At 74.0% G+C, this 24,418-nt stretch carries 25 protein-coding genes and 1 riboswitch; of the genes, 14 read left to right on the plus strand and 11 right to left on the minus strand.

What is annotated here, in order from left to right; all coding sequences use genetic code 11:
• Nucleotides 1–53: 53 nt before the first annotated feature.
• The 4 genes from ACF08F_RS36675 to ACF08F_RS36690 all read left to right on the plus strand — a co-directional run bounded on the left by ACF08F_RS36675 (nucleotide 54) and on the right by ACF08F_RS36690 (nucleotide 3,994).
• Nucleotides 54–287 (plus strand): hypothetical protein, encoded by a 234-nt coding sequence (locus tag ACF08F_RS36675; RefSeq protein ID WP_267042895.1) that lies wholly within the window; start codon nucleotides 54–56, stop codon nucleotides 285–287.
• Between the two features lie 194 nt (nucleotides 288–481).
• Nucleotides 482–1,321: an SURF1 family protein gene (locus tag ACF08F_RS36680; RefSeq protein ID WP_392302886.1), complete on the plus strand. Its 840-nt coding sequence runs from the start codon at nucleotides 482–484 to the stop codon at nucleotides 1,319–1,321.
• 34 nt (nucleotides 1,322–1,355) lie between these two features.
• Nucleotides 1,356–3,209: a glycoside hydrolase family 15 protein gene (locus ACF08F_RS36685; protein WP_392302887.1), complete on the plus strand. Its 1,854-nt coding sequence runs from the start codon at nucleotides 1,356–1,358 to the stop codon at nucleotides 3,207–3,209.
• Between the two features lie 14 nt (nucleotides 3,210–3,223).
• Nucleotides 3,224–3,994, plus strand: a complete 771-nt coding sequence (locus tag ACF08F_RS36690; RefSeq protein WP_392302888.1) for an SDR family oxidoreductase — start codon at nucleotides 3,224–3,226, stop codon at nucleotides 3,992–3,994.
• Between the two features lie 125 nt (nucleotides 3,995–4,119).
• Here the strand turns inward: ACF08F_RS36690 and amaP are convergent, their stop codons facing one another.
• From amaP to ACF08F_RS36715, 5 genes are read right to left on the minus strand one after another with little or no spacing between them, the layout of a single operon-like run.
• Nucleotides 4,120–4,707: an alkaline shock response membrane anchor protein AmaP gene (gene amaP, locus ACF08F_RS36695; protein WP_392302889.1), complete on the minus strand. Its 588-nt coding sequence runs from the start codon at nucleotides 4,705–4,707 to the stop codon at nucleotides 4,120–4,122.
• Between the two features lie 6 nt (nucleotides 4,708–4,713).
• The gene (locus tag ACF08F_RS36700) at nucleotides 4,714–5,373 is read right to left on the minus strand and encodes a DUF6286 domain-containing protein (protein ID WP_392302890.1); all 660 of its coding nucleotides are present in this window, start codon (nucleotides 5,371–5,373) and stop codon (nucleotides 4,714–4,716) included.
• Complete coding sequence (locus ACF08F_RS36705) at nucleotides 5,370–5,714, minus strand: Asp23/Gls24 family envelope stress response protein (RefSeq protein ID WP_392302891.1); 345 nt, start codon at nucleotides 5,712–5,714, stop codon at nucleotides 5,370–5,372. The genes ACF08F_RS36700 and ACF08F_RS36705 overlap by 4 nt, the downstream gene beginning before the upstream one ends.
• A gap of 6 nt (nucleotides 5,715–5,720) precedes the next feature.
• Nucleotides 5,721–5,912 carry a hypothetical protein gene (locus ACF08F_RS36710; protein WP_024756245.1) on the minus strand — a complete coding sequence of 64 codons (192 nt, stop codon included), beginning with the start codon at nucleotides 5,910–5,912 and terminating at the stop codon, nucleotides 5,721–5,723.
• A gap of 42 nt (nucleotides 5,913–5,954) precedes the next feature.
• Nucleotides 5,955–6,431: an Asp23/Gls24 family envelope stress response protein gene (locus ACF08F_RS36715; protein ID WP_392302892.1), complete on the minus strand. Its 477-nt coding sequence runs from the start codon at nucleotides 6,429–6,431 to the stop codon at nucleotides 5,955–5,957.
• A 93-nt stretch (nucleotides 6,432–6,524) separates the two neighbouring features.
• On the opposite strand from ACF08F_RS36715, the gene ACF08F_RS36720 reads away from it, so the two are divergent.
• Nucleotides 6,525–7,244: a hypothetical protein gene (locus ACF08F_RS36720; RefSeq protein WP_392302893.1), complete on the plus strand. Its 720-nt coding sequence runs from the start codon at nucleotides 6,525–6,527 to the stop codon at nucleotides 7,242–7,244.
• Nucleotides 7,245–7,270: 26 nt separating this feature from the next.
• Here the strand turns inward: ACF08F_RS36720 and ACF08F_RS36725 are convergent, their stop codons facing one another.
• The 3 genes from ACF08F_RS36725 to ACF08F_RS36735 form a co-directional block, all read right to left on the minus strand.
• Complete coding sequence (locus ACF08F_RS36725) at nucleotides 7,271–8,071, minus strand: enoyl-CoA hydratase/isomerase family protein (protein WP_392302894.1); 801 nt, start codon at nucleotides 8,069–8,071, stop codon at nucleotides 7,271–7,273.
• A 130-nt stretch (nucleotides 8,072–8,201) separates the two neighbouring features.
• Nucleotides 8,202–8,423 carry a helix-turn-helix domain-containing protein gene (locus ACF08F_RS36730; protein ID WP_024756249.1) on the minus strand — a complete coding sequence of 74 codons (222 nt, stop codon included), beginning with the start codon at nucleotides 8,421–8,423 and terminating at the stop codon, nucleotides 8,202–8,204.
• A 377-nt stretch (nucleotides 8,424–8,800) separates the two neighbouring features.
• Nucleotides 8,801–10,399 (minus strand): ABC-F family ATP-binding cassette domain-containing protein, encoded by a 1,599-nt coding sequence (locus ACF08F_RS36735; protein WP_392302895.1) that lies wholly within the window; start codon nucleotides 10,397–10,399, stop codon nucleotides 8,801–8,803.
• Nucleotides 10,400–10,674: 275 nt separating this feature from the next.
• Here ACF08F_RS36735 and ACF08F_RS36740 point away from each other — a divergent pair, with 275 nt between their 5' ends.
• Entirely contained in the window at nucleotides 10,675–11,565 is an 891-nt protein-coding gene (locus ACF08F_RS36740; RefSeq protein WP_392302896.1) for a neutral zinc metallopeptidase, read from the plus strand.
• Nucleotides 11,566–11,633: 68 nt separating this feature from the next.
• Entirely contained in the window at nucleotides 11,634–12,035 is a 402-nt protein-coding gene (locus tag ACF08F_RS36745) for a VOC family protein (protein WP_392302897.1), read from the plus strand.
• A 51-nt stretch (nucleotides 12,036–12,086) separates the two neighbouring features.
• Here ACF08F_RS36745 and ACF08F_RS36750 read toward each other — a convergent pair whose 3' ends face one another.
• Both ACF08F_RS36750 and ACF08F_RS36755 read right to left on the minus strand, forming a co-directional pair.
• Entirely contained in the window at nucleotides 12,087–13,505 is a 1,419-nt protein-coding gene (locus ACF08F_RS36750) for a hypothetical protein (RefSeq protein ID WP_392302898.1), read from the minus strand.
• Nucleotides 13,506–13,633: 128 nt separating this feature from the next.
• Nucleotides 13,634–14,761, minus strand: a complete 1,128-nt coding sequence (locus ACF08F_RS36755; protein WP_392302899.1) for an alpha/beta hydrolase — start codon at nucleotides 14,759–14,761, stop codon at nucleotides 13,634–13,636.
• Nucleotides 14,762–15,161: 400 nt separating this feature from the next.
• On the opposite strand from ACF08F_RS36755, the gene ACF08F_RS36760 reads away from it, so the two are divergent.
• From ACF08F_RS36760 to ACF08F_RS36790, 7 genes are all read left to right on the plus strand, one after another.
• The gene (locus ACF08F_RS36760) at nucleotides 15,162–16,430 is read left to right on the plus strand and encodes an anion permease (RefSeq protein ID WP_392302900.1); all 1,269 of its coding nucleotides are present in this window, start codon (nucleotides 15,162–15,164) and stop codon (nucleotides 16,428–16,430) included.
• 12 nt (nucleotides 16,431–16,442) lie between these two features.
• Nucleotides 16,443–16,664, plus strand: coding sequence for a hypothetical protein (locus tag ACF08F_RS36765; protein WP_392302901.1), 222 nt, complete (start codon nucleotides 16,443–16,445; stop codon nucleotides 16,662–16,664).
• A gap of 126 nt (nucleotides 16,665–16,790) precedes the next feature.
• Nucleotides 16,791–16,923: riboswitch (cobalamin riboswitch) on the plus strand.
• Nucleotides 16,924–16,957: 34 nt separating this feature from the next.
• Nucleotides 16,958–17,932: a cobalamin biosynthesis protein gene (locus tag ACF08F_RS36770; protein WP_392302902.1), complete on the plus strand. Its 975-nt coding sequence runs from the start codon at nucleotides 16,958–16,960 to the stop codon at nucleotides 17,930–17,932.
• A complete protein-coding gene (locus tag ACF08F_RS36775; RefSeq protein ID WP_392302903.1) occupies nucleotides 17,929–19,476 on the plus strand; it encodes a cobyric acid synthase in 1,548 nt (515 codons plus the stop codon). Before ACF08F_RS36770 ends, ACF08F_RS36775 begins: the two co-directional genes overlap by 4 nt.
• A gap of 115 nt (nucleotides 19,477–19,591) precedes the next feature.
• The gene (locus tag ACF08F_RS36780; RefSeq protein ID WP_392302904.1) at nucleotides 19,592–21,667 is read left to right on the plus strand and encodes a putative cobaltochelatase; all 2,076 of its coding nucleotides are present in this window, start codon (nucleotides 19,592–19,594) and stop codon (nucleotides 21,665–21,667) included.
• Nucleotides 21,667–22,275 carry a cob(I)yrinic acid a,c-diamide adenosyltransferase gene (gene cobO / locus ACF08F_RS36785; protein ID WP_392302905.1) on the plus strand — a complete coding sequence of 203 codons (609 nt, stop codon included), beginning with the start codon at nucleotides 21,667–21,669 and terminating at the stop codon, nucleotides 22,273–22,275. The genes ACF08F_RS36780 and cobO overlap by 1 nt, the downstream gene beginning before the upstream one ends.
• Nucleotides 22,269–23,681: a cobyrinate a,c-diamide synthase gene (locus tag ACF08F_RS36790; protein ID WP_392302906.1), complete on the plus strand. Its 1,413-nt coding sequence runs from the start codon at nucleotides 22,269–22,271 to the stop codon at nucleotides 23,679–23,681. The genes cobO and ACF08F_RS36790 overlap by 7 nt, the downstream gene beginning before the upstream one ends.
• 2 nt (nucleotides 23,682–23,683) lie before the next feature.
• On the opposite strand, the gene ACF08F_RS36795 is transcribed toward ACF08F_RS36790, so the two are convergent.
• Nucleotides 23,684–24,412 carry a ZIP family metal transporter gene (locus tag ACF08F_RS36795; RefSeq protein WP_392302907.1) on the minus strand — a complete coding sequence of 243 codons (729 nt, stop codon included), beginning with the start codon at nucleotides 24,410–24,412 and terminating at the stop codon, nucleotides 23,684–23,686.
• Nucleotides 24,413–24,418: the final 6 nt, after the last annotated feature.

A 24,418-nucleotide genomic window follows, 5' to 3' on the forward strand; every position in this document is an offset into this window, starting at 1 on the left:
CGGGCGGGCGTGGCTCGCCGCTCCGGCCCGCCGGGAGCTCCACCCTGTGGCGCATGGCACGTTGTGAGGTCTGCGGAAACGATTACGGCATGTCCTTCGAGGTTCATGCCCAGGGTGCGGTCCACGTCTTCGACTGCTTCTCGTGCGCCATTCACCGCATGGCGCCCATCTGCGAGCACTGCCGTGTGCAGATCATCGGGCAGGGCGTCGAGGTCGAGGGCAGCTGGTACTGCGGCGCCCACTGCGCCCGCGCGGAGGGAAAGGTGGGCATCGTCGACAGGGTGTGAGCCGGCCGGGTCCGCTGTCCCGGCCCGGCGCACCGGTCTCCGGGTCGACCGTTCCGGCCCGACGCACCGGTCTCCGGGTCCGCCGTTCCGGCCCGGCACACCGATCTGAGGAAACGATCCTGGGGCCTGCGGCCTCCCCGGGTCGGCCGAACCCCGCCGCACGCACCCCATGACCCCGGTTGTACCGTCATGGGGTGTACCGCTTCCTGTTGTCCCGGCAGTGGGTGATCCTCACCCTCATCGCGCTCGTCCTCGTCCCCACGATGATCGAGCTGGGCTTCTGGCAGTTCCACCGGCACGAGCGCCGCGTGGCCCAGAACGCCCTGATCGCCGGCAACCTGAAGGCGAAGCCGGTCCCGGTCGAGGAGCTCACCTCCCCCGGCCACACCGTCCCGCGCGCCGACTACTGGCGGCAGGTCACCGCCACCGGCACCTTCGACACCGCCCACGAGGTGGTCGTCCGCCGGCGCACCTCCACCGACGACCGGGTCGGCGTGCACGTCCTGAGCCCGCTGGTCCTCCGGGACGGCCGGGTCCTCCTGGTCAACCGCGGCTGGGTGCCGGCCGCCGCCGAGCAGCGCGCCTACCCCGAGGTGCCGCCCGCGCCCAAGGGCGAGGTCACCGTCACCGGCCGGCTCAAGGCGGACGAGACGACCGGCGCCAGCGGCATCAAGGACCTGAAGGGCCTGCCGGACCGCCAGGTGATGCTGATCAACAGCGCGCAGCAGGCCGCGCTCATCGACCGCGAGGTCCTCGGCGGGTACCTCGAACTGATCACCCCCGAGTCGCCCGGCGGCACCCCCGAGCCGATCGCCGAGCCCGACCACGAGTCGATCGGCGCCCACATGGCGTACGCCGTGCAGTGGTGGCTCTTCGCCGCCGGGGTACCCGTCGGCTGGGTGATCCTCGTACGCCGGGAGGTGCAGGACCGGCGGGCCGCCGCCCGCGCCGAGGCCGCTGCCGACGGGGACGGAGAGGGTGACGGGGACGCGGCCGGGGAGCCGACGGCGGTCCGGGCCACACCGTCCCTCTGATTGACGGGCGTCACTTCCGGGAACAGCCCAAAGCGTGACGCAACGTATCGACGACTACGCCCTCATCGGCGATCTCCAGACCGCCGCGCTCGTCGGCCGTGACGGGTCGATCGACTGGCTGTGTCTGCCCCGCTTCGACTCGGCCGCCTGTTTCGCCGCGCTGCTCGGCGACGAGAACAACGGCCACTGGCAGCTCGCGCCCAAAGGCGCCACGAACTGCACGACCCGCCGCTACGCCGAGGACTCCCTCGTCCTGGAGACCTACTGGACGACCCGCACCGGCACCGTGAAGGTCGTCGACTTCATGCCCCAGCGGGACGCCTCCCCCGACGTCATGCGGATCGTGGAGGGCGTCAGCGGCACCGTCGAGATGAGCTCCGTGCTGCGGCTGCGCTTCGACTACGGCTCGATCGTGCCCTGGATGCGGCGCGCCGACGGCCACCGCGTCGCCATCGCCGGGCCCGACTCCGCCTGGCTGCGCAGCGAGCCGGCCGTGAAGACCTGGGGCCAGCAGTTCGCCACCTGTTCGGCCTTCACCGTCACCGCCGGCGAGAAGGTGGCCTTCGTCCTCACCTGGCACGCCTCCCACGAGCCGCGCCCCGAGCTCGTCGACCCCTTCGAGGCCCTGGAGCTCTGCCTCTCGGACTGGCGGGAGTGGGCGGCCCGCTGCACCTACCGGGGCCCCCACCGGGACGCGGTGCTGCGCTCCCTGATCACGCTGAAGGCGCTCACCTACGCCCCGACCGGCGGGATCGTCGCCGCCCCGACCACCTCCCTCCCGGAGGAGCTCGGCGGCGTGCGGAACTGGGACTACCGCGCCTGCTGGCTGCGCGACTCCTCCCTCACCCTCGGCGTGCTGCTCGCCGCCGGGTACGTCGACGAGGCGATCGCCTGGCGGGACTGGCTGCTGCGCTCGGTCGCGGGCGACCCGGCCGACCTCCAGATCATGTACGGCCCCGCCGGGGAGCGGCGGCTGCCCGAGACCACACTGCCGTGGCTGCGGGGCTACGCGGACTCGGCGCCGGTGCGCACCGGGAACGCGGCCGTGGAGCAGTTCCAGCTCGACGTGTACGGCGAGGTCATGGACTCGCTCTTCCGCGCGCGGAACGCCGGGATCCCGGCGAAGCGGCACGCCTGGAACCTCCAGCTGAGCCTCCTCGGCTTCCTGGAGTCGACCTGGCGGGACCCCGACGAGGGGCTGTGGGAGGTGCGCGGGCCGCGCCGCCACTTCACCCACTCGAAGGTGATGGCGTGGGTGGCCGCCGACCGGGCGGTGCGCACCCTGGAGGCGCACCCCACGCTGCCGGGCGACGCGGCCCGGTGGCGCGCGATGCGCGACGAGATCCACGCCGAGGTGTGCGCGAAGGCGTACGACCCCGTCCGGAACACCTTCACGCAGTCGTACGGCTCGCAGGAGCTGGACGCCGCCACGCTGCTCATCCCCCAGGTCGGATTCCTGCCCGTCGACGACCCCCGGGTGGTCGGGACGGTGGACGCCGTGCAGGCGGAGCTGCTGCACGGCGGGTTCGTGAACCGGTACAGCACGGCCTCCGGGACGGTGGACGGCCTCCCGGGCCAGGAGGGGACGTTCCTCGTCTGCTCGTTCTGGCTGGCGGACGCGCTGCGGCTGATCGGCAGGACCGAGGAGGCGCGCAAGCTCTTCGACCGACTGGTCGCCCTCCGGAACGACGTGGGGCTCCTGGCGGAGGAGTACGACCCGGTGGCGGGGCGTCAGCTGGGCAACTTCCCGCAGGCCTTCAGCCACATCGGGCTCGTGGGCACCGCTCTCGGGCTCGCCGCCGAGGACGAGACGACGGAGCCGGTGGCGAAGGAGGCGGAGAAGGGGGCGGAGAAGGGGGCGCGGGAGGCGGCGGAGACGGCGGAATAGGCCAGGATGGGGCCATGGATCTTGGACTGAGGGACCGTGTGTACGTGGTGACCGGCGCGACCCGCGGGCTCGGCCGGGCCTCGGCGGAGGCGCTGCTCGCCGAAGGCGCGAAGGTGCTGGTCACCGGGCGCGAGGAGAAGTCGGTCGCGGACGCCGTGGCCGAGCTGGGCGCGGGCGCGGACGGGAGCACCGTCGCGGGTGTCGCCGCCGACAACGCCGACCCCGGGACCCCGGCCCGGCTGATCGCCGAGGCGCGGGCGCGCTTCGGCGGCTTCGACGGCATCCTCATCAGCGTCGGGGGCCCGGCGCCCGGCTTCGCGGCGGACAACACCGACGAGCAGTGGGCGGCCGCCTTCGACGCCGTCTTCCTGGGGGCCGTACGGCTCGCCCGCACCGCGGCCGAGACGCTCACCGAGGGCGGTGTGATCGGCTTCGTGCTGTCCGCCTCGGTCCACGAGCCGATCCCCGGCCTGACCATCTCGAACGGGCTGCGCCCCGGCCTCGCCGGCTTCGCCAAGTCCCTCGCCAACGACCTGGGCCCGCGCGGGGTCCGGGTCGTCGGGCTGCTCCCGAGCCGGATCGACACGGACCGGGTGCGCTCCCTCGACGCGCTGTCCGGCGACGCGGACGCGGCCCGCGCGGCGAACGAGGCCACGATCCCGCTGCGCCGCTACGGCACCCCGGAGGAGTTCGGGCGCACGGCCGCCTTCCTGCTGTCGCCGGCCGCCTCGTACCTGACGGGGCTGATGCTCCCGGTGGACGGCGGGGCGCGCGCCGGCTTCTGAGGCCCGGGGGCGTGTCGGGCTCAGGTGACCCCGGGGGCGTGTCGGGCTCAGGTGACCCCGGGGGCGTGTCGGGCTCAGGTGACCCCGGGGCATGTCGGACTCAGGTGACGCCGGGCCCGACGGGCTCAGGTGACCCTGCGGGCCCGGTGCTTCACGGCCCGCAGGCGGGCCTCCGTCGGGAGCTCGGGAAGCCCCGCGGACGTCCGGGCGTGGGCCAGGGCGTCGTCGCCGAGGCGGCTGAGGGCGTCCCCGGGGGAGGCGTACGGCTCCAGGTCGAGGGCGACGCGGGTGCGGGGGGCGCCACGGCGGCCCGTGAGGGAGACCTTGGCCCGGGCCACGCCCTCCTGGGCGGCGGCGTCCGCCTCCAGGACGGTCTCCAGGGCCCGGCCGCGGAGGATCGCCTCCTCGCCGTCGCCGGTGTCGACGAGGAGCTCGCGGAGCCGGGCCCGCCGGAACTGGACGAGCAGCCACCACAGGGCGAGCAGGACGACGATCCCGAGGACGGCGATGACGACCGGCCACCACCAGCTCTCCTCGCGCCACCGCTGCCGGTCCGCGGCGGAGAGCAGGACGTCGGAGCGGCCCGACCAGGGCCACCAGGACGGTACGGGCAGGTCGAGGGCGGCGGCGAGGACCGCGCCGCCGCCGACGACGAGGAGCAGCCCGGCGAGGCCGAGCAGGACGCGGTTGACGCGGCGGAGGACGACCGTCACGGGCGTTCACCCCTTCTTCGGCGGGCGGGTCACCCGTACGGTCAGCGCGGGCGGGTGGGCGAGGCCGAGCTCGTCGACACCGGTGGCGAGGACGGTCTCCACGTCGTTGCGGACCTCGTCGAGGTCCCGGAAGTGCGAGACCGCCCGGACCTCGGCCTTGGCCCGGCCGACGCGGACCTTGACGGACTGGACGCCGGAGACCTCCATGGCGCGGTCCCGCAGGACGAGGGCGGCGGCCTCCCGGTCGAGCCCGGCCCGCACGTCGGCGTGCCGGCGGCTCATCGGGAGGACGGCCCGCAGCCCGGGGGTGGCGGCCAGGATCAGCAGCCAGACGCCCAGCAGGACGGCGACGGCCGCGCCGGCGACGACGGGGGTGCTGTCGAGGGGCTCGCTCGCGAGGCTGTCGGCGAACTCGCGCCGCCAGGCCATGGCGGAGCGCTCGGCCCGGACGGCCGCCACGTCGTACAGGAGCAGCCCCGCACCGCCGAGGACGACGGCCGCGAGCAGGGCGGCGGGGATCCGCCGGACCGCCCAGAAGCGGCGGACGCCCGGTCCACCGGCGTCCGCCAGGACGGGTACGGAGTCGGGGTCCCCGGGCGCCCCGGAGGCCGGGGGCTCGGGGTGGGGGGCGGTGCCCTCGGGGTCCGGGGCCGGGGTGGTGGTCATGAGAGGCGGCCCCTCGGTGTGGTGTCGCGGGTGTGCGGGGAGTGGAGGCGTTCCACATGGACGGCGACCTCGTGGACCTCCATGCCGACGAGGCCCTCCAAGCGGCTGCGGACCCGGCCCCGGACGGCCCCGCACTGGCGGCCGATGTCGGTCGGGTAGGCGAGTTCGAGGCTCACCGAGACCCGGGCGACGTCCCGGTGGACGACGACCGAGGCGTGCGGCGCCGAGCCGCCCTCGGGCACGGCGCCCAGCGCCTCCCGCGCGGCCTGGGAGGCGATCTTCGCGACGACCCGGTCGGCGATCGTGGTCGCCCCGCGGTCACGTACCGGGTCCGCTGCCACCCCGGGTCACCGCCGCCGGTCGCCGCGCTCGCGGCCCCGGAACAGGTCGCCGGGTTCGAGGTCGCCGTCGAGGAACCGGCCGGCCACGAAGCCGATCGCGCCCAGGGCCGCGACCAGCAGGAACGCCCCGAAGCCGCCGAAGTACCCGGCGAATCCCAGGGCCATGCCGGCCACCAGGCCGACCACCGCCATGCTCATTTCCTGTCCCCTTCCGAGACCTGTCCGAGGGCTGTCCGAGGGTTACTGGAGTCTCGACTCCGGTTCGTCCTCCTCTTCGTCGGGGAGCTTGACGTCGCTGACCGCGATGTTGACCTCGACGACCTCCAGGCCGGTCATCCGCTCCACGGCGGTGATGACGTTGTTCCGGACGTCGCCGGCGACGTCGGCGATGGAGACGCCGTAGTCGACGACGATCTCCAGGTCGAGGGCGGTCTGCAACTCGCCGACCTCGGCCTTCACCCCTCGGGTGACGCTCGCCTTGCCGCCTCCCCCGCCGGGTACGCGGTCGCGTACGGCGCCGAAGGTGCGGGAGAGCCCGCTGCCCATGGCGTGGACGCCGTCGACGTCGCGTGCGGCGAGGCCGGCGATCTTCTCCACGACGCCGTCGGCGATCGTGGTCCGGCCCCGGGAGGCCGGGGCGCCGCCGCCGCGTTTGGTCACGGAGGTGCGGCGCGGTTCGTCGGATGCGGTGTCACCGGAGAGTGCGCTGTCCACCATCAGATATCGCCCCTTCTGGGATATTTCGGGGTTCTTTGCCCACACTAAGGGCGGCTGCCCCGTCTCGCCCCGGGGATACGGCAGGCTGGGGCAATGACGACGGCTGAGGGTTGGACGGCGGCGGTACGCGACCGGCTCGCACCGGGTCGGCTGCTGCCGCTCGGGGCGCCGGAGGACGGGGCCTGGATCACGGAGCGCGCGGTGCGGACGGCCCTGGACGAGGCCACGGCGGCGGTACGGGGGGTGGCGCCGGGCGAACTCCGCATCGACCTCGCCGCGGAGCCGGGCGGGGACGCCGGGGCAGAGACCGGTGGGGGCGCCGGTGCCGGGCGGGTTTCCGGGGCTTTCCCCGTACCGCCGGGCGGGCTGCCGCCGGGGGCGCTGCGGATCTCGGCGGGTTTCGGGGCGGTGGCCGGGCGACCGCTCACCGAGCTCGCCGCAGAGCTGCGTACGGCCCTGCTCACGGCGGCCGAGGAAGGGCTCGGCCTCGTCGTGGCCGCCGTCGACCTGCGGGTGACGGAGCTGCTCGACGCGGCTCCGGCACATTCCGGTCCCGCCGCTCGCCCACCCGGGCGAACCTCCCCCGCGACGGACGACCCCGCCGCGCTCGCGGCGCTGCGGGTCGAGGGGGTCGCGGCCGTGACGGACACCCTGGGCCCGCCGGTGCACCGCGCCCCGGGCCGGGTGCGAATCGAGCTGGCGGTGTCGGCGGGGCACCGCCCCCTGGACGTCGCCCGCGCCGTGCGGAACGCCGTGACCGCCGCGGCCGGGGAGGCGACGGCGGTCACGGTGCTGGTCTCGGAGCTGCGGTAGGAACCGCGGCGGGGCGGCGGGGAGCGTCAGTCGCCGAGGCCCGCGAGGTCGCGCAGCCGGCGTGCCTGGGCGGCGCGCTCGGCGGTGCGCTGCTCCTCGTAGGAGCGGCCGGCGGCGGCCTGGAGCAGCGCCTTGGTCTCGTTGACCGCGGCGCGCGGCGCCGCGAGCAGGGCGGCACTGAGGTCCCGTACCGTCGCGTCGAGCTCGTCCGCGGGCACGGCGATGTTGGCGAGACCGATGCGCTCGGCCTCCGCCGCGTGGACGAAGCGGCCGGTGGCGCAGATCTCCAGCGCGCGGGCGTAGCCGACGAGCGAGACGAGCGGGTGCGTCCCGGTCAGGTCCGGGACGAGACCCAGGCTGGTCTCGCGCATGGCGAACTGCACGTCCTCGGTGACGACCCGCAGGTCGCAGGCGAGGGCGAGCTGGAAGCCCGCGCCGATGGCGTGTCCCTGGACGGCCGCGATCGACACGAGGTCGCTGCGGCGCCACCAGGTGAACGCCTCCTGATAGGCGGCGATCTCCGCGTCGAGGTCCGCGTCGGAACCGCGCGCGAGATCGAGGAAGGACGGCTCTCCGTCGAAGCCCTCGGGCGTGAACGCCTGCCGGTCGAGCCCCGCGGAGAAGGACTTCCCCTCTCCGCGCAGGACCACGACCCGCACGCTGCCGGGCAACGACCGGCCGGCTTCTGTCAACGCCCGCCACAGAGCGGGAGACTGAGCGTTGCGCTTCGCCGGGTTGGTCAGGGTCACCGTGGCAACGGCGTCCTCGACGGTGAGCCGTACACCGTCCTTGTCGAATACGAGCTCAGAGTCGTCGAGCGTAGTCATGGGGCGCCTCCGGTTCCGGTGCAGCACTTGCGAGGATGCTAAGTGACTGCACAGTAACCACCTGGCCGGCAGTGCGGTCGACCGGGTGGCCACCGAGAGTTCCGGTGGCCGGTCGAGCCGCCCCGATGACTCAGACCGAGGCTGCCTTCTTGCCTCGTGTCGCTCCGCCGCGTCCACGCAGCGTGACTCCGGACTCGCTCAGCATCCGGTGGACGAATCCGTAGGAGCGGCCGGTTTCCTCGGCCAGCGCCCGGATGCTCGCACCGGAGTCGTACTTCTTCTTCAGGTCTGCCGCGAGCTTGTCGCGCGCGGCGCCGGTCACCCGGCTGCCCTTCTTCAGAGTCTCGGCCACCCGTGCCTCCTCATGGGAAGTGCGCTCTGGACTTCTCATGATCACCCCTACCCGGCGTCCTGGCCACCCATTCGACAAGGTCCGTGCGGCCGGGTTGCGGGAGGAGCACCCCCTCGCCACGACCGGAGGCACAGATTCCGCACAGGGGGAAAGTGGGCCCCGCCCCGCGCCGGGCGGGAAGTGCCAGGTCAACGCCGCAGCGGGAACACACGTACGGCGCGGGTCTGCCGGAAGGATTCGGCAGAGCACCGCGCCGGGGTGTACGAGACGCCCTCACTCAGATGAAGGATCACCCATGAGCCGAATGATCCAGCTCTGAATGATCACCTCGGGCTCCGGAGCCCGCCCGCGGGCGCTTCCGGAGCCGTGGGCCGGGGTCAGGCCAGGGCCACCAGGTCCGCGTAGTCCGCGCCCCACAGGTCCTCGACGCCGTCCGGGAGCAGGATGATCCGCTCCGGGTCGAGCGCCTCGACCGCGCCCTCGTCGTGGGTGACGAGGACGACCGCGCCCTTGTACGTCCGCAGGGCGCCGAGGATCTCCTCGCGGCTCGCCGGGTCGAGGTTGTTGGTGGGCTCGTCGAGCAGGAGCACGTTGGCCGAGGAGACGACGAGGGTCGCGAGCGCGAGACGGGTCTTCTCGCCGCCGGAGAGCACGCCGGCCGGCTTGTCGACGTCGTCACCGGAGAAGAGGAAGGAACCGAGCGTCTTGCGGACGTCGACGAGGTCGAGGTCGGGCGCGGCCGAGCGCATGTTCTCCAGGACGGTCCGCTCGGGGTCGAGCGTCTCGTGCTCCTGGGCGTAGTAGCCGAGCTTCAGGCCGTGCCCCGGGGTGACCTCGCCCGTGTCGGGCTTCTCCACGCCGCCGAGGAGGCGCAGCAGGGTCGTCTTGCCCGCGCCGTTGAGGCCGAGGATGACGACGCGGGAGCCCTTGTCGATGGCGAGGTCGACATCGGTGAAGATCTCCAGCGAGCCGTAGGACTTGGAGAGCCCCTCGGCGGTCAGCGGGGTCCTGCCGCAGGGCGCGGGGTCCGGGAAGCGGAGCTTGGCGACCTTGTCGGAGGCGCGCACGGCCTCCAGGCCGGACAGCAGCCGCTCGGCGCGCTTGGCCATGTTCTGCGCGGCGACGGTCTTGGTGGCCTTGGCGCGCATCTTGTCGGCCTGCGAGTTGAGGGCGGCGGCCTTCTTCTCGGCGTTCTGCCGCTCGCGCTTGCGGCGCTTCTCGTCGGCCTCGCGCTGCTGCTGGTAGAGCTTCCAGCCCATGTTGTAGACGTCGATCGTGGAGCGGTTGGCGTCCAGGTAGAAGACCTTGTTCACGACGGTCTCGACGAGGTCGACGTCGTGGGAGATGACGATGAAGCCACCGCGGTAGGTCTTCAGGTAGTCCCGCAGCCAGATGATCGAGTCGGCGTCGAGGTGGTTGGTCGGCTCGTCGAGGAGGAGCGTGTCGGCGTCCGAGAAGAGGATCCGGGCGAGCTCGACGCGACGGCGCTGACCGCCGGAGAGGGTGTGCAGCGGCTGGCCCATGACCCGGTCGGGCAGGCCGAGGGCGGCGGCGATGGTGGAGGCCTCGGCCTCGGCCGCGTAGCCGCCCTTGGTCAGGAACTCGGTCTCCTGGCGCTCGTACTGGCGCATGGCCTTGTCGCGGGTGCCGCCGGTGCCGGTCGCGATGCGCTCCTCGTTCGCCCGCATCTTCTTGAGGAGGGTGTCGAGGCCGCGGGCGGAGAGGATGCGGTCGCGGGCCAGGACGTCGAGGTCGCCGGTGCGCGGGTCCTGCGGGAGGTAGCCGACCTCACCGGAGCGGGCGATGCTGCCGCCGGCCGGCTGGCCCTCGCCCGCGAGGCACTTGGTGAGGGTCGTCTTGCCCGCTCCGTTTCGGCCGACGAGGCCGATGCGGTCGCCCTTGGCGACGCGGAAGGAAGCGGACTCGATGAGGACGCGGGCGCCGGCGCGCAGCTCGATGCCGGTGGCGGTGATCACGGACAGACTCCAGGGCGATGAGAAACGGCGGAAGGACGGTTGCTGACGGGCTTCGACGCCGCTAATGCACGGGGAGAGTGGCCATACGGCCAGTCTAACGGGCTCCTGCAACTGGTTTTCGGCCATGTGGGTGTTCGACGGCCCGATCGGAGCTTTCTCACATTCACGCTCATTCCTCTCTGATCACGCAAAAGGGGCGGGAGGGTGAAGATCGACCGATACTCGGCGCAGGGCGGCGGCCACTGCCGCGGCAGTGACGCGGAGGGTGGTGGACCGTGCAGTTCGACGACGACGCCGACCTGGACACCTCGGAGGTCAAGGACGTCCGGAACAGCCGCGTCCCGGGCGGCAGGGCGACCGTCGGCGGCGGCGTCATCGGCCTCATCGCGCTGGTCCTGGGCGTGCTGTTCGGGGTCGGGCCCGAGCAGCTCGGGCTCTCCGACGGCGGCGAGGAACCGGTCGCGACCTCGTCCTCCGCGGCCCAGGTGAACCAGAGCTGCAGGAAGGGCTCGGACGCGAACACCCGCGAGGACTGCCGGATCGTCGCGGTCGTCAACAGCCTCCAGGACTTCTGGCGGACCGAGTACGCGCGCCGGGGCGGGACCTACGGGAACGCCGCCACCGTGATGTTCACCCAGCGGGTCGGGACCGCGTGCGGCTCGGCGACCTCGGCCGTCGGGCCCTTCTACTGCCCCGGGGACCGGCAGGTCTATCTGGACCTGGGCTTCTTCGAGGAGCTGCGGACCACGTTCGGGTCGAGCGGCGGCCCCTTCGCCCAGGCGTACGTGGTGGCGCACGAGTACGGCCATCACATCCAGAACCTGATGGGGACCCTGGGCCGGGCCCGGGACGGGCGCACCGGCGCGGACTCCAACGCCGTCAGGGTCGAGCTCCAGGCCGACTGCTACGCCGGGGTGTGGGCGCGGCACGCGACGACCACCCCCGACGACCGGACGGGCCGCCCGCTGCTGACCCGGCTCACGGACGCGGACATCCGGGACGGCCTCGACGCGGCGGCCGCGGTGGGCGACGACCGGATCCAGGAGAGGTTCCAGGGCCGGGTCACGCCGGAGAACTGGACGCACGGCTCGGCGGCGCAGCGGCAGCAGTGGTTCCACCAGGGCTACCGGACCGGCGACATGGCCCGGTGCGACACCTTCCGCTGAGTTGTCGGTGGCGGCTGCCAGACTGAGATCCAGGTCACATTCGGCCGAATCGAGAGGAAGTGGTCGGGATGGCTGAGGCACCCCACATCTGTCCGACGCTGACGTACGAGGACGCGAAGGCCGCGATCAAGCTGCTCACGGAGGGCTTCGGTTTCACGGCGAGCGCCGTGTACGAGGCCGAGGACGGGCTGATCGCGCACGCGGAGCTGGCGTACGGGAACGGCATGGTGATGCTCGGCAGCAGGGGCACGGGCAGCGAGTTCGACAAGCTGATGGGCCGCGCGGGCCCGGTGGGCGTCTTCGTGCACGTGGACGACGTGGACGAGCACCACGCGCGGGCCCTCGCCCACGGCGCCGAGATCGTGATGCCGCCGACGGACCAGGAGTACGGCTCGCGGGACTACATGGCCCGGGACGCCGAGGGCAACATCTGGAGCTTCGGGACCTACACGCCCGGCGCCGCGGAGTAGCCGGGCGCCGGGCGTCGGACGTCGCTCGTCGGGGGTGGCACCGCGCCCCGGTCAGGCGCCGCCGGTGTGGACCTGGAAGGCGGCCCTGCGGACCGCCTTGGACAGGGCCGGGTCCGGATGGGCGGCGGCCAGGGCGACCAGGACCTGCACGGTACGGGGGTGGCCGACGGCCCTGACCTCGTCGAGCAGCGCGGGGACGGTGCCCTGGACGGCGGACTCGAGGTGGCGGACGAGCAGCTCGCTCTCGCCGTGGTCGGCGACGGCCGCGGCCGTGTCCACCCAGAGCCAGGTGGCCTCCTCGCGGGTGAGCACCTCCTGGGCGTCGTCGGGGTCGGCGCCCTCGTACTCCGCCAGCCAGAGCAGCGCGTACGGCCGCAGGGAGGGTTCGGCGACGGTGGCCCGGACCTCGGCCTCGGCGGGGGCTCCGACGACCCGGAGCGCCTCGAAGGCGAGGCCGCGCAGGAGGGCGTCCTCGCCACGCGCGACGGCGAGGAGCTCGGCCACCGCGCTGGAGAGCGTGCGGGCCGCGAGCCAGGCGCGGTACTCGGCGCGGGCCGGTCCCGGGGTGAGCCGGGCGCAGCCGCGGAGCATGTCCTCGGCGGACTGCTCGATGTTGCCCGCGGGGCTCTGGGCGGCGACGCAGATCTGCTCCAGCTTGACCCAGACCGCCCAGTTGCCGAGCGGGGTCAGCGTGGCGTGCCCGGCGTCCGCGCCGGGGTCGAGGGTGAGCGCGCCGACGGCGGCGAGGCCCTCCAGGGCCCAGTCGAGGAGGGTCGGGAGCCCGTCCGTGCCGGGGGGTGCCCCGGGGGCGGTGTCCGCCGGGTCGGGAGCGGTGCCCGCCCGGTCGGGGGTCTGGTCGGCGACCGGGACCTCGCAGCGCTCCTCGCGCAGCTCCTCGACGCGCTGGCCGAGCAGATCGAGGAGAACCGGAACGAGCACCGGGCCCTGGGAGAGCTGGAGCAGGGAGAGCACCTGCGGGACGGCCTCGACGACCTCGGCGACCGCGCTGGGCGCGACGCCCTCGGGCGCCGGGTGGACCAGGGACCAGGCGTCGAAGAGGGCGACCCAGCCGCGCAGGACGGCGGAGTCGTCCCGGTCCCAGGCCTGCAGCCGCCAGCCGGGGCGGGCGGTGTCGCCGTGGAGCTCGACGAGCCCCGCGAGCCGGGCGCGGTCCCAGCCGGCCCGGATCTGGCCGGGCGTCAGGTCCAGGGCGGCCGCGGCCCGTTCCTGGGCGGGGACGGATGCGGTGCCGGTACGGAGCGCGGATTCGGGTCCGCGCTCGACGGCTGCCCAGCGGGCGATCCGTACGGCGTCGGCGAGGACGTGCCGGGCCTGGCGGGCGAGTTCCGCGCGGGGCGGAGTGCCCTCGGGCGGCCGCGGCGCCGGCCGGGTGCGCCGGGTCGTCACGGCCCGTCGGGCGGTGGCCAGCGCCCGCGGGCGGACGAGTCGGAGTCTGGAGTTGCGCGCCAATGGTTCATCGGGCTTTCGAGACGTCACGGGGGCAGTCTTCCCGCTGACGGCCCGAAAGCCCAATCGGAATCCGCTGCCTCGTCAGAACGGCCACGGGCGGGGCCGTCGGAGGGGCGGCGGAGGCGCCGTCAGAGCAGGGGGGTGAGGAAGCGGCGCAGGGCCTCCTCGTAGCGGACGGGGTCGGCGTTCCACATCGCCGCGTGCGGGGCGTGCCGGACCGTGTGCAGGCTGACCAGGTCGGGGCGGCGGGCGGCGAGCTCGACGGACGGCTCCCAGGGGGCGATCGTGTCGTCGGGGCCGTGCAGGACGAGGACCGGGACGCGCAGGGCGCCCGGCTCCGAGGCGGCCTGGAGCCGGTCCCCGTGGACCCCGGTCCGGCCCTGGGCCGCGCGGACGGCGAGCGGGAGCAGGGGGCCGGGGACGTGGCGGGCCGCGGCGAGGTTGCGGAGGGTGGCCTCCCAGTCCAGGACCGGGGAGTCGAGGACGAGGCCGCTGATCCGGTCCCGTACGCCGGACTCGGCGGCGGCGCGCAGGGCCATCGCGGCGCCGGTCCCCCAGCCGTGCAGGACGACCTTCTCGGCGCCGCGGCGGACGGCGTACCGGATGGCGGCGTCGACGTCCCGCCACTCGGAGTCGCCGAGGTGGGCGAGACCGTCCGGGGAGGGGGGCGCCCCCTCGTCGCCCCGGTAGGTGGGGACGAGGACCGGGATCTTGCGCCGGTTGAAGAAGGGGACGAGGTTCAGGGGGTGCTCGCGCGTGGTGCCGAGGCCGTGCAGCGCGATCACCCACGTGGTGCGCGGGCCGGCGACGAGCCAGCCGGGCAGGGGGCCGAGCTCGCCGGGGATCTCCACGTCCTCGTGGGCGAGGCCGAGGGCGCTCGTCGGCGTGCCCCGGTGGAGCTGGGGGGTGAGGCGGACTCGTACGCCGGGGCCCAGGGCGCCGAGCTCGACGCGTTCCAGCCGGCGGACGACGGTGTCGGCGGTGTGCGGGACGCGGTCGAGGACGGGACCGAGGACGGCGTGCAGGCCGGGGGCCTCCATGCCGTACGTGCCGGGGCGCAGCGAGGCGAGGCTGCGGGTGAGGGTGATCCGTTCGGGACCCGTGGCGTGCACGGTCAGTCTCGGGTCTCCCGGGAGTGGTCGTCCGGACGGCACCTTGAGGGCGACGTCGCTGGCGTACCGGCCGGCCGCTACCGCGGCCGCGCCGACACCGATCAGGGTGGTGACGGCCGCTGCCGTCGCTGTAGCCGGGCGCACGATCCCAGTGTCGGCAGGTGACGGGCGGCCTGCCACCGGGCGGACCCGGCCGGGGTGCCGCCCGTGGTTCCCGGGGCCGGGCGCCGGCCGCCGCCTCCGCCGGGTCCCTCCGGGGAGTGACATGGGTCTCCTCGACGGGGTCCCCCGGTCGGATGGTCCGGTCCAGGGGGCGGAACGGGGTGGCGGGGGAGGGGCCGGGCCGGGGTGCCGGAGCCCCGCGAGGGCCCGGATTACCCGGGGTCGCAGGGTGACCGCATCGTGGACACCGGCTCCGTCGAGGGCTAAGCGGAATGTCTTGACACCGGATGGGGACACCACGTCGCCCGCCCCAGTTCATCTTCCGTTCACCCAGGTTGCCTACGTTCGTCGAGCCACTGACGTCAAACGATTGCCTGGGTAAATGGAACACATCACGCTGCTGCTCGCCATTGTGGTCGTGACAGCTCTCGTGTTCGATTTCACGAACGGTTTCCACGACACCGCCAACGCGATGGCCACGACCATCTCGACCGGTGCACTGAAGCCCAAGACGGCGGTGGCCATGTCCGCCGTGCTGAACCTCGTCGGCGCGTTCCTGTCCGTGGAGGTCGCCAAGACGATCTCCGGCGGGATCATCAACGAAGAGGGCATTCGTACAGAAGTGATCTTCGCGGCGCTCGTGGGCGCCATCCTGTGGAACCTGCTGACCTGGCTCCTGGGCCTGCCGTCCAGCTCCTCCCACGCGCTCTTCGGCGGCCTCATCGGCGCCGCGGTCATGTCGGCCGGCTGGTCCGCGGTCAACGGCTCGACCATCGTCACCAAGGTCCTCATCCCGGCCGTCGCCGCGCCGCTCGTCGCGGGTCTCGCCGCGATGGCCGCCACGAAGCTGACGTACAAGATCAAGGCGAACCCCGAGGCCAAGTCGACGGCCAAGGGCTACCGGGCCGGCCAGATCGCCTCCGCCGGTCTCGTCTCCCTCGCCCACGGCACCAACGACGCCCAGAAGACGATGGGCATCATCACCCTCGCCCTGGTCACCCAGGGTGTCGTCGCCCCCGGCTCGAACCCCCCGATGTGGGTCATCGTCTCCGCCGGTGTCGCCATCGCGGCCGGCACCTACCTCGGCGGCTGGCGCATCATCCGCACCATGGGCAAGGGCCTCACCGACCTCCAGCCGCAGCAGGGCTTCGCCGCCCAGACCAGCGCCGCCACGGTCATCCTGGCCTCCTCGCACCTCGGCTTCTCCCTCTCCACCACGCAGTCCTGCTCGGGTGCCGTGATGGGTGCCGGCCTCGGCCGCAAGGGCGGTGTCGTCCGCTGGTCGACCGCCACCCGGATGTTCGTCGCCTGGGGTCTGACCCTGCCCGCCGCGGGTCTCGTCGGCGCCGGCGCCGAGTTCCTCACCAAGCAGGGCCCCTGGGGCATCGCCGCCACGGCCGTCCTGCTGGTCTCCGGCTCGGCCGTGATCTGGGCGCTCTCCCGCCGCAAGCCGGTCGACCACCACAACGTCACCGCCGACGACCTGGACGAGGAGCCCGCGGGCGTCGTGACCACCGCCATCGCGGCCGTCACCCCGCCGCCGGCCGCCGGTTCCGTCGCCGCCGTCGCGGACGAGGACCTCAAGACCACCATCCCGGCGCCGGTTCCCACGGACCCGACCGCTCCCCCGGCCCCCGCCGCAACGGTGTAAGGAACGAACGACATGAAGATCGACTGGGCAGCCCTCGGCTCCGTCTTCGGGGTCAGCCTCCTGGCGACCGTCGCCCTCGTGGGCCTCTTCACCCTCGGGATCGTCGGCCTCGGCAAGCAGGAGGAGGCGGCCGCGAACGGCGGCTCCGCGACCCTGGCCCGCACCGGTGCCTACGCCTGCTTCGCGCTGTGCGCGGCGGCCGTGGCGTACGGCATCTACCTGATCGTCGTCTGACGGTCCTCTCTCTCCACGGCGGCCGGGCGGTCCGCACCTTCGGGTGACGGGCCGCCCGGCCGCCGTGTTTGTGGTGCTTCGCACAGTGACCCGTCGCAGGTCAAGGGTGAGTTGACGGCTGTTCGCGGCCCGTGGTGGACTGCCGAGGCCATTACGGCGGCAGCAGAGGAAGTCCGGTGCGAATCCGGCGCGGTCCCGCCACTGTGACCGGATCCGAGGGGTCCGGGAGTCAGGAACTCTCGCCGCCGGTCACGTCGATCCAGGGCGCGGACCCTGAGTGAGGACATGCGCCCATGCCCGGCCGCATCAGAGCCAGCCGCCTCTCCCCGGGCGGATTCGCGTACGGCGCCGCCCTCGGGCTCGCCGTCGACCAGCTCGTCGGCGATCCCCGCCGCGGACACCCCGTCGCCGCCTTCGGCCGGGCCGCCGCCGCCGTCGAACAGCGCCTCCACCACGACCACCGCGGCTGGGGCGCCCTGCACACCGCCGTCTGCGCCGGCTCCACCGCCGCCCTCGGCGCCCTCGCCGCCCGGGCCGTCCGGGACCGGCCGGCCGCCGCCGTCGCACTGACCGCCGCCTCCGTGTGGGCCGTCGTCGGCGGTACGACCCTGGGGCGGGAGGCCCGCGCGATCGGCGGGGCGCTCGCCGCCGGGGACCTGGAGGTCGCCCGGGAGCGGCTGCCGCACCTGTGCGGGCGCGACCCGCAGTCCCTGGACGGTCCCGCGATGGCCCGCGCGGTCGTCGAGTCCGTCGCCGAGAACACCTCCGACGCCGTGGTCGGCGCCCTGTTCTGGGGTGCGGTCGCGGGCGTGCCGGGCCTCCTCGCCTTCCGGGCCGTCAACACCCTCGACGCCATGGTCGGCCACAAGTCGCCGCGCCACCGGCGCTTCGGCTGGGCCTCGGCCCGTCTCGACGACGTGGCGGGCTGGCCCGGGGCCCGGCTGACGGCCGCCGCCGCGACGCTCGCCGGAGGGAACCCGCGGGGAGCCGTACGGGCCTGGCGGGCGGACGCGGCGAAGCACCCCAGCCCCAACGCGGGCCCCGTCGAGGCCGCCTTCGCGGGCGCCCTCGGCGTACGGCTCGGGGGGACCCTCGCGTACGGCGGGCGGGTCGAGCACCGGCCCGTGCTGAACGGGGAAGGGCGGCCCGTCGAGGTCGCCGACATCGACCGGGCGGTCCGGCTCTCACGCCGGGTGACCGCACTGACCCTGGCCGCCTGCGTCGGCGGCCGCATGATCATCGGTGCCGTGAAGCGGAGGAACGCATGAGGGGTGGGGGGCTGCTGGTCGCCGGGACCACGTCCGACGCCGGCAAGAGCGTCGTGACGGCCGGCATCTGCCGCTGGCTGGTCCGCAAGGGCCTGAAGGTGGCGCCGTTCAAGGGGCAGAACATGTCCCTCAACTCCTTCGTGACCCGCGAGGGCGCCGAGATCGGGCGGGCCCAGGCCATGCAGGCGCAGGCCGCCCGCGTCGAGCCGACCGCGCTCATGAACCCCGTGCTGCTCAAGCCGGGCAGCGACCGCTCCAGCCAGGTCGTCCTCATGGGGAAACCGGTGGGCGAGCTGAGCGCCCGCGGGTTCTTCGGGGGGTCCGGCGGGTCGTCCCCCGGGAAGGCACTGCACGGGGGACGGCAGAAGGAACTCTTCGAGCCGGTCCTGGCGTGCCTGGAGGAACTCCGGGGCATGTACGACGCCGTGATCTGCGAGGGGGCGGGCAGTCCGGCCGAGATCAACCTGCGGCGCACGGACATCGTGAACATGGGCATCGCACGGGCCGCGAACCTGCCCGTCGTCGTGGTCGGCGACATCGACCGGGGCGGGGTCTTCGCCCAGTTCTTCGGGACGACGGCGCTGCTCTCGCCCGAGGACCAGCAGCTCGTCGCCGGATACCTCGTGAACAAGTTCCGCGGTGACGTGACCCTGCTCGAGCCGGGTCTCGACATGCTGCACGGGCTCACCGGGCGGCGGACCTTCGGCGTCCTGCCGTACGCGCACGGGCTCGGCATCGACGAGGAGGACGGGCTCCGGGTCTCGCTGCGGGGCACCGTCCGCGAGTCCGTCGTCGCGCCCCCGGTCGGCGCGGACGTCCTGCGGGTCGCCGTGTGCGCCGTACCGCTGATGTCGAACTTCACCGACGTCGACGCGCTGGCCGCCGAGCCGGGCGTCGTCGTCCGGTTCGTCGACCGGCCGGAGGAGCTCGTCGACGCGGACCTCGTCGTCGTCCCGGGCACCCGGGGGACGGTCAAGGCGCTCGCGTGGCTCCGCGAGCGGGGCCTCGCGGACGAGCTGGTCCGGCGCGCGGCGGAGGGGCGGCCGGTCCTCGGGATCTGCGGCGGCTTCCAGGCGCTCGGCGAGCGGATCGACGACGAGGTCGAGTCGAAGGCCGGGACCGTCGACGGGCTCGGGCTGCTGCCCGTACGGGTGCGGTTCGCGCGCGAGAAGACCCTGGCGCGGCCGGTCGGCGAGGCGCTCGGGGAGCGGGTCGAGGGGTACGAGATCCACCACGGCGTCGCGGACGTGCTGGGCGGGGAGCCGTTCCTCGACGGGTGCCGGGTCGGCTCCGTGTGGGGTACGCACTGGCACGGCTCCCTGGAGAGCGACGGGTTCCGGCGGGCGTTCCTGCGGGAGGTCGCGGCGGCGGCGGGGCGGCGGTTCGTGCCGGCCCCCGACACGTCGTTCGGCACCCTGCGGGAGGAGCAGCTGGACCGGCTCGGAGACCTGATCGAGGAGCACGCGGACACGGACGCGCTGCTGCGGCTGATCGAGGAGGGGGCCCCGGCGGGGCTGCCGTTCGTGCCGCCGGGTGCGCCGTGAGTGCGCGCGGGATCCGGAGAGGTTCCGGGCGGACGGTCCCCGTCGGGGGTTGTCCGCCGTCGGCGGCCGTCGGGCACACACATCAGCTGACCGAACCTGAGGAAGGAACCGACCGATGAGCACCCGGTACCCGTTCACCGCCGTCGTCGGCATGGACGATCTGCGGCTCGCGTTGCTGCTCAACGCGGTGAGTCCGGCCGTGGGCGGTGTGCTCGTGCGGGGTGAGAAGGGCACCGCCAAGTCCACCGCCGTCCGGGCCCTCGCCGATCTGCTGCCCGCCGTGCCCGTCGTCTCCGGCTGCCGGTTCAGCTGCGACCCCGCGTCGCCCGACCTCGGCTGCCCCGACGGGCCGCACGGCACGGCGCCCGGCGTCGAGCGTCCCGCGCGGATGGTCGAGCTGCCCGTCGGCGCCTCCGAGGACCGGCTCGTCGGCGCGCTCGACATCGAGAAGGCGCTCGCCGAGGGCGTGAAGGCCTTCGAGCCGGGGCTCCTCGCCGCGGCGCACCGGGGCATCCTCTACGTCGACGAGGTCAATCTGCTGAGCGACCACCTGATCGACCACCTGCTCGACGCCGCCGCCATGGGCGCCTCCCACGTCGAGCGCGAAGGCGTCTCCGTGCGGCACGCCGCCCGTTTCCTGCTCGTCGGGACCATGAACCCCGAGGAGGGCGAGCTGCGGCCGCAGCTGCTCGACCGGTTCGGGCTGACCGTCGAGGTCGCCGCCTCCCGCGTGCCCGAGCAGCGCGTGGAGGTCGTCCGGCGGCGGCTCGCCTTCGAGGACGACCCGGTCGGCTTCGCCGCGCGCTGGGCCGACGAGGAGACCGCGCTGCGGGACCGGATCGTCGCCGCCCGCGCCCTGCTGCCGAAGGTGGCCATCGGGGACGCCGCACTCCTCCAGATCGCCGCGACCTGCGCCGCCTTCGAGGTCGACGGCATGCGCGCCGACATCGTCATGGCGCGGGCCGCGACCGCCCTCGCGGCCTGGGCCGGGCGGGACGAGGTCACCTCCGAGGACGTGCGGCAGGCCGCGCTCCTGGCCCTCCCCCACCGGCGCCGGCGCAACCCCTTCGACGCCCCCGGCCTCGACGAGGACAAGCTCGACGAGACGCTGGAGCAGTTCAAGGGGGACGACGAGGATCCCGAGCCGGACGGCCCCGGTGACGGGGGCCCCGGCGGAGGTCCCGGCGGGGGCATTCCGCCGCAGGGCGAAGGGCCCGCGCCCGAGCACTCCCCCGCACCGGAGGAGACGCCCTCGCCCGACGAGACTCCCGCTCCCTCCCCCGACGAGGCTCCCTCGCCCGCTCCGCAGACCGCGGGCGCCGGCTCCGGTGAGCGCGCCGCCGTCAAGGCCGCCGAGCCCTTCCGTACGAGGATGCTGAGCGTCCCCGGCCTGGGCGAGGGCGCCGCCGGGCGCCGCTCCCGGGCCCGTACCGAGCACGGCCGTACCACCGGATCCACCCGGCCCCGGGGCGCGCTGACCAAGCTGCACCTCGCGGCGACCGTCCAGGCCGCGGCCCCGCACCAGCGGGCGCGCGGGCGGACCGGTCCCGGGCTCGTCGTCCGGCGGGACGACCTCCGGCAGGCGACCCGCGAGGGCCGCGAGGGGAACCTCGTGCTGTTCGCCGTCGACGCCTCCGGCTCGATGGCGGCCCGGCAGCGGATGAGCGCCGTCAAGGGGGCCGTCCTCTCGCTGCTCCTCGACGCCTACCAGCGGCGCGACAAGGTCGGCCTGGTCACCTTCCGGGGCCGTACCGCCGAGCTCGCGCTGCCGCCGACCTCGTCCGTGGACGCGGCGGCCGCCCGCCTCGAACAGCTCCCGACGGGTGGCCGCACACCGCTGTCGGCCGGACTCCTCAAGGCCCACGACGTCCTGCGGATCGAGCGGCTGCGGGACCCCTCGCGGCGCCCGCTGCTCGTCGTCGTGACCGACGGCCGGGCGACCGGCGGCGGCGCCGACCCGGTGGCGCTGGCCGCCCGGGCGGCCCGGCTGCACGCCGCCGACGGCACGGCGAGCGTGGTCGTGGACTGCGAGACCGGGCCGGTGCGGCTCGGGCTCGCCGGGAGCCTCGCACGCGAACTCGGCGGCACCGCCGTCACCTTGGACGAGCTGCGCGCCGACGCGATCGCCGGCCTCGTCAAGGACGTACAGGCAGCAGGACAGACAACGCAGACAGCATGGAGGGCCGCTTAATGCCGCAGGGACAGCCGACCGTCGTGCCCGACGACGGTCTCACCACCCGTCAGCGCCGCAACCGGGCACTCGTGATGGTGCACACGGGCGTCGGCAAGGGGAAGTCGACCGCCGCGTTCGGCATGGCGCTGCGCGCCTGGAACCAGGGCTGGCCGATCGGGGTGTTCCAGTTCGTCAAGTCCGCCAAGTGGAAGGTCGGCGAGGAGAACGCCCTCAAGGCGCTCGGCGAGACCGGCAAGGGCGGCACCGTCACCTGGAACAAGATGGGCGAGGGCTGGTCCTGGATCCAGCGCGAGGTCGCCGAGGGCGAGCAGTCGCACGAGGAGAAGGCCCGCGAGGGCTGGGAGCAGGTCAAGCGGGACCTCGCCGAGGAGCGGTACAAGTTCTACGTCCTCGACGAGTTCGCCTACCTCCTCCACTGGGGCTGGATCGACGTCAAGGAGGTCGTCGAGGTCCTCCGTGACCGTCCCGGACACCAGCACGTCGTCATCACCGGGCGCAACGCGCCGCAGGAGCTGGTCGACTTCGCCGACCTCGTCACCGACATGTCCAAGGTCAAGCACCCCATGGACGCCGGTCAGAAGGGCCAGCGGGGCATCGAGTGGTAGCACGTCTCGTCATCGCCGCGCCCTCCTCGGGCGCGGGCAAGACCACGGTCGCGACCGGCCTGATGGCCGCGTTCGCCGGCCGTGGGCTCGCCGTCTCCCCGCACAAGGTCGGGCCCGACTACATCGACCCCGGCTACCACGCGCTCGCGACCGGCCGCCCGGGCCGCAACCTCGACGCGTACATGTGCGGTACGGGGCAGATCGCGCCGCTCTTCCTGCACGGGGCCCGCGGCTGCGACCTGGCCGTGGTCGAGGGTGTCATGGGCCTGTACGACGGGGCCGCCGACCAGGGCGAGCTGGCGTCCACCGCGCAGGTGGCGAAGCTGCTCAAGGCGCCGGTGGTGCTCGTCGTGGACGCGTCCTCGCAGTCGCGTTCGGTGGCGGCGCTCGTGCACGGCTTCGCTTCCTGGGACCCCGAGGTGCGGATCGGGGGCGTGATCCTCAACAAGGTCGCGACCGATCGGCACGAGCACTTGTTGCGGGAGGCGCTCGGGGGGTCCGGCGTGCCGGTGCTCGGCGTGCTGCGACGGGCGCCCGCCGTGGCGACTCCGTCGCGGCATCTGGGGCTTGTGCCGGTGGCCGAGCGGCAGGCGGCGGCCGTGGAGGCGGTGGCCGCGCAGGCGGAGCAGGTGCTGGCCGGGTGCGATCTGGAGGCGCTGCTCGCATTGGCGCGCAGTGCGCCTGAACTGCACGCCGAGCCGTGGGTGCCTGGGGTCGGGGAGCGGCTGCACGCCGGTGGTCCCGTGGTGCCCACCCTCCCCCAGAGCTCCGCCTGGGAGGTACCCCCAGCCCTGCGGGACGATCGCCCACCACGGCGGGTCGCTGTCGCCGGAGGTGCCGCGTTCACGTTCTCGTACGCCGAGCACGCCGAGCTGCTGACCGCTGCCGGGGCCGAGGTCGTCACCTTCGACCCGCTGCGGGACGAGGCGCTGCCCGAGGGGACCTCCGGGCTCGTCATAGGCGGCGGGTTCCCCGAGATGTACGGGGCCGAGCTCTCCGCGAACGAGCCGCTGCGGAAGGCCGTCGCCGAGCTCGCCGCGGCCGGGGCGCCGATCGCCGCCGAGTGCGCCGGGCTGCTGTACCTGGCGCGGTCGCTCGACGGCCGGCCCATGTGCGGAGTGCTCGACGCGGACGCGCGGATGTCGGAGCGGCTCACCCTCGGCTACCGGGACGCCGTCGCCGTGAGCGACAGCGTGCTGGCCCCGGCCGGGGCGCGGATGCGGGGGCACGAGTTCCACCGGACCGTGATCGAGCCGGGCGCCGGGGCCATGGCCGCCTGGGGGCTGCGCCAGCCCGAGCGGCGGGTCGAGGGCTTCGTGCAGGGCGGGGTCCACGCCAGTTACGTCCACACCCACTGGGCGGGGTCGCCGGAGGCCGCCGCGCGTTTCGTGGAGCACTGCGCGTGAGATCAGCCGCCGGAGACGCCCACCACGAGCCAGATGAAGCCCACGCCCCCGACCGTGCACAGCAGGGTCGAGCGGGCGGGGTGTTCGTGGTGGGCCTCGGGCAGGATCTCGGCGGCGGCGAGGTAGAGCAGTGCGCCGCCGAAGAAGCCGAGATAGGCGCCGAGAAGTTCCTCCGGAAGGGTGAACAGCAGAGTGGAGGCGGCGCCGAGGATCGGGGCGACCGCGTCGGCGACGAGCATCCCGACGGCCCTGCGGCGGGCGTTCCCGTAGAGGCTCGTGATCGTGTACGTGTTGAAGCCGTCGGCGAAGTCGTGGGTGATGACGGCGAGGGCGACGGTGGCGCCCATGCCGCCGCCGACCTGGAAGGCGGCGCCGAGCGCGATGCCGTCCATGAGGCTGTGCAGGACCATCGCGGCGGCCGCGGTGAGGCCGACCTGCGGGACCCGCTCGTCGGCCCCGACCCCGTGCGCCGCCTGGCGTACGGCGAGGAGGCGTTCCACCGCATGGGCGAAGAGGAAGCCGCCGACGAAGAGCAGCAGGGCCTCCGGGACGCCGAACACCTTCTCCCCCGCGGCCTCCAGGGCCTCCGGCAGGAGGTCGAGTCCGACGACGCCGAGCATGAGCCCGCCGGCGAGGCCGAGGACGAGGTGGCGACGGTCGGTGACCCGCCCGGCGACCCACCCGCCGAAGAGCGTCATGAGGAACGCGCCGAGCGCGACGACCACAGCCATGGGGCT

It is taken from the genome of Streptomyces sp. NPDC015130, from assembly GCF_043080005.1.
GTDB lineage: Bacteria > Actinomycetota > Actinomycetes > Streptomycetales > Streptomycetaceae > Streptomyces.

What these genes read in the sequence shown, in the direction of transcription:
- cobO (WP_392302905.1), top strand. Translation starts at nt 21,667, where the DNA reads ATGCCGCAGGGACAGCCGACCGTCGTGCCCGACGACGGTCTCACCACC.
- ACF08F_RS36710 (WP_024756245.1), bottom strand. Translation starts at nt 5,912, where the DNA reads ATGAGCATGGCGGTGGTCGGCCTGGTGGCCGGCATGGCCCTGGGATTC.
- ACF08F_RS36720 (WP_392302893.1), top strand. Translation starts at nt 6,525, where the DNA reads ATGACGACGGCTGAGGGTTGGACGGCGGCGGTACGCGACCGGCTCGCA.
- ACF08F_RS36715 (WP_392302892.1), bottom strand. Translation starts at nt 6,431, where the DNA reads ATGGTGGACAGCGCACTCTCCGGTGACACCGCATCCGACGAACCGCGC.
- ACF08F_RS36725 (WP_392302894.1), bottom strand. Translation starts at nt 8,071, where the DNA reads ATGACTACGCTCGACGACTCTGAGCTCGTATTCGACAAGGACGGTGTA.
- ACF08F_RS36700 (WP_392302890.1), bottom strand. Translation starts at nt 5,373, where the DNA reads ATGACCACCACCCCGGCCCCGGACCCCGAGGGCACCGCCCCCCACCCC.
- ACF08F_RS36765 (WP_392302901.1), top strand. Translation starts at nt 16,443, where the DNA reads ATGAAGATCGACTGGGCAGCCCTCGGCTCCGTCTTCGGGGTCAGCCTC.
- ACF08F_RS36795 (WP_392302907.1), bottom strand. Translation starts at nt 24,412, where the DNA reads ATGGCTGTGGTCGTCGCGCTCGGCGCGTTCCTCATGACGCTCTTCGGC.
- ACF08F_RS36770 (WP_392302902.1), top strand. Translation starts at nt 16,958, where the DNA reads ATGCCCGGCCGCATCAGAGCCAGCCGCCTCTCCCCGGGCGGATTCGCG.
- ACF08F_RS36690 (WP_392302888.1), top strand. Translation starts at nt 3,224, where the DNA reads ATGGATCTTGGACTGAGGGACCGTGTGTACGTGGTGACCGGCGCGACC.
- ACF08F_RS36675 (WP_267042895.1), top strand. Translation starts at nt 54, where the DNA reads ATGGCACGTTGTGAGGTCTGCGGAAACGATTACGGCATGTCCTTCGAG.
- ACF08F_RS36780 (WP_392302904.1), top strand. Translation starts at nt 19,592, where the DNA reads ATGAGCACCCGGTACCCGTTCACCGCCGTCGTCGGCATGGACGATCTG.
- ACF08F_RS36760 (WP_392302900.1), top strand. Translation starts at nt 15,162, where the DNA reads ATGGAACACATCACGCTGCTGCTCGCCATTGTGGTCGTGACAGCTCTC.
- ACF08F_RS36775 (WP_392302903.1), top strand. Translation starts at nt 17,929, where the DNA reads ATGAGGGGTGGGGGGCTGCTGGTCGCCGGGACCACGTCCGACGCCGGC.
- ACF08F_RS36745 (WP_392302897.1), top strand. Translation starts at nt 11,634, where the DNA reads ATGGCTGAGGCACCCCACATCTGTCCGACGCTGACGTACGAGGACGCG.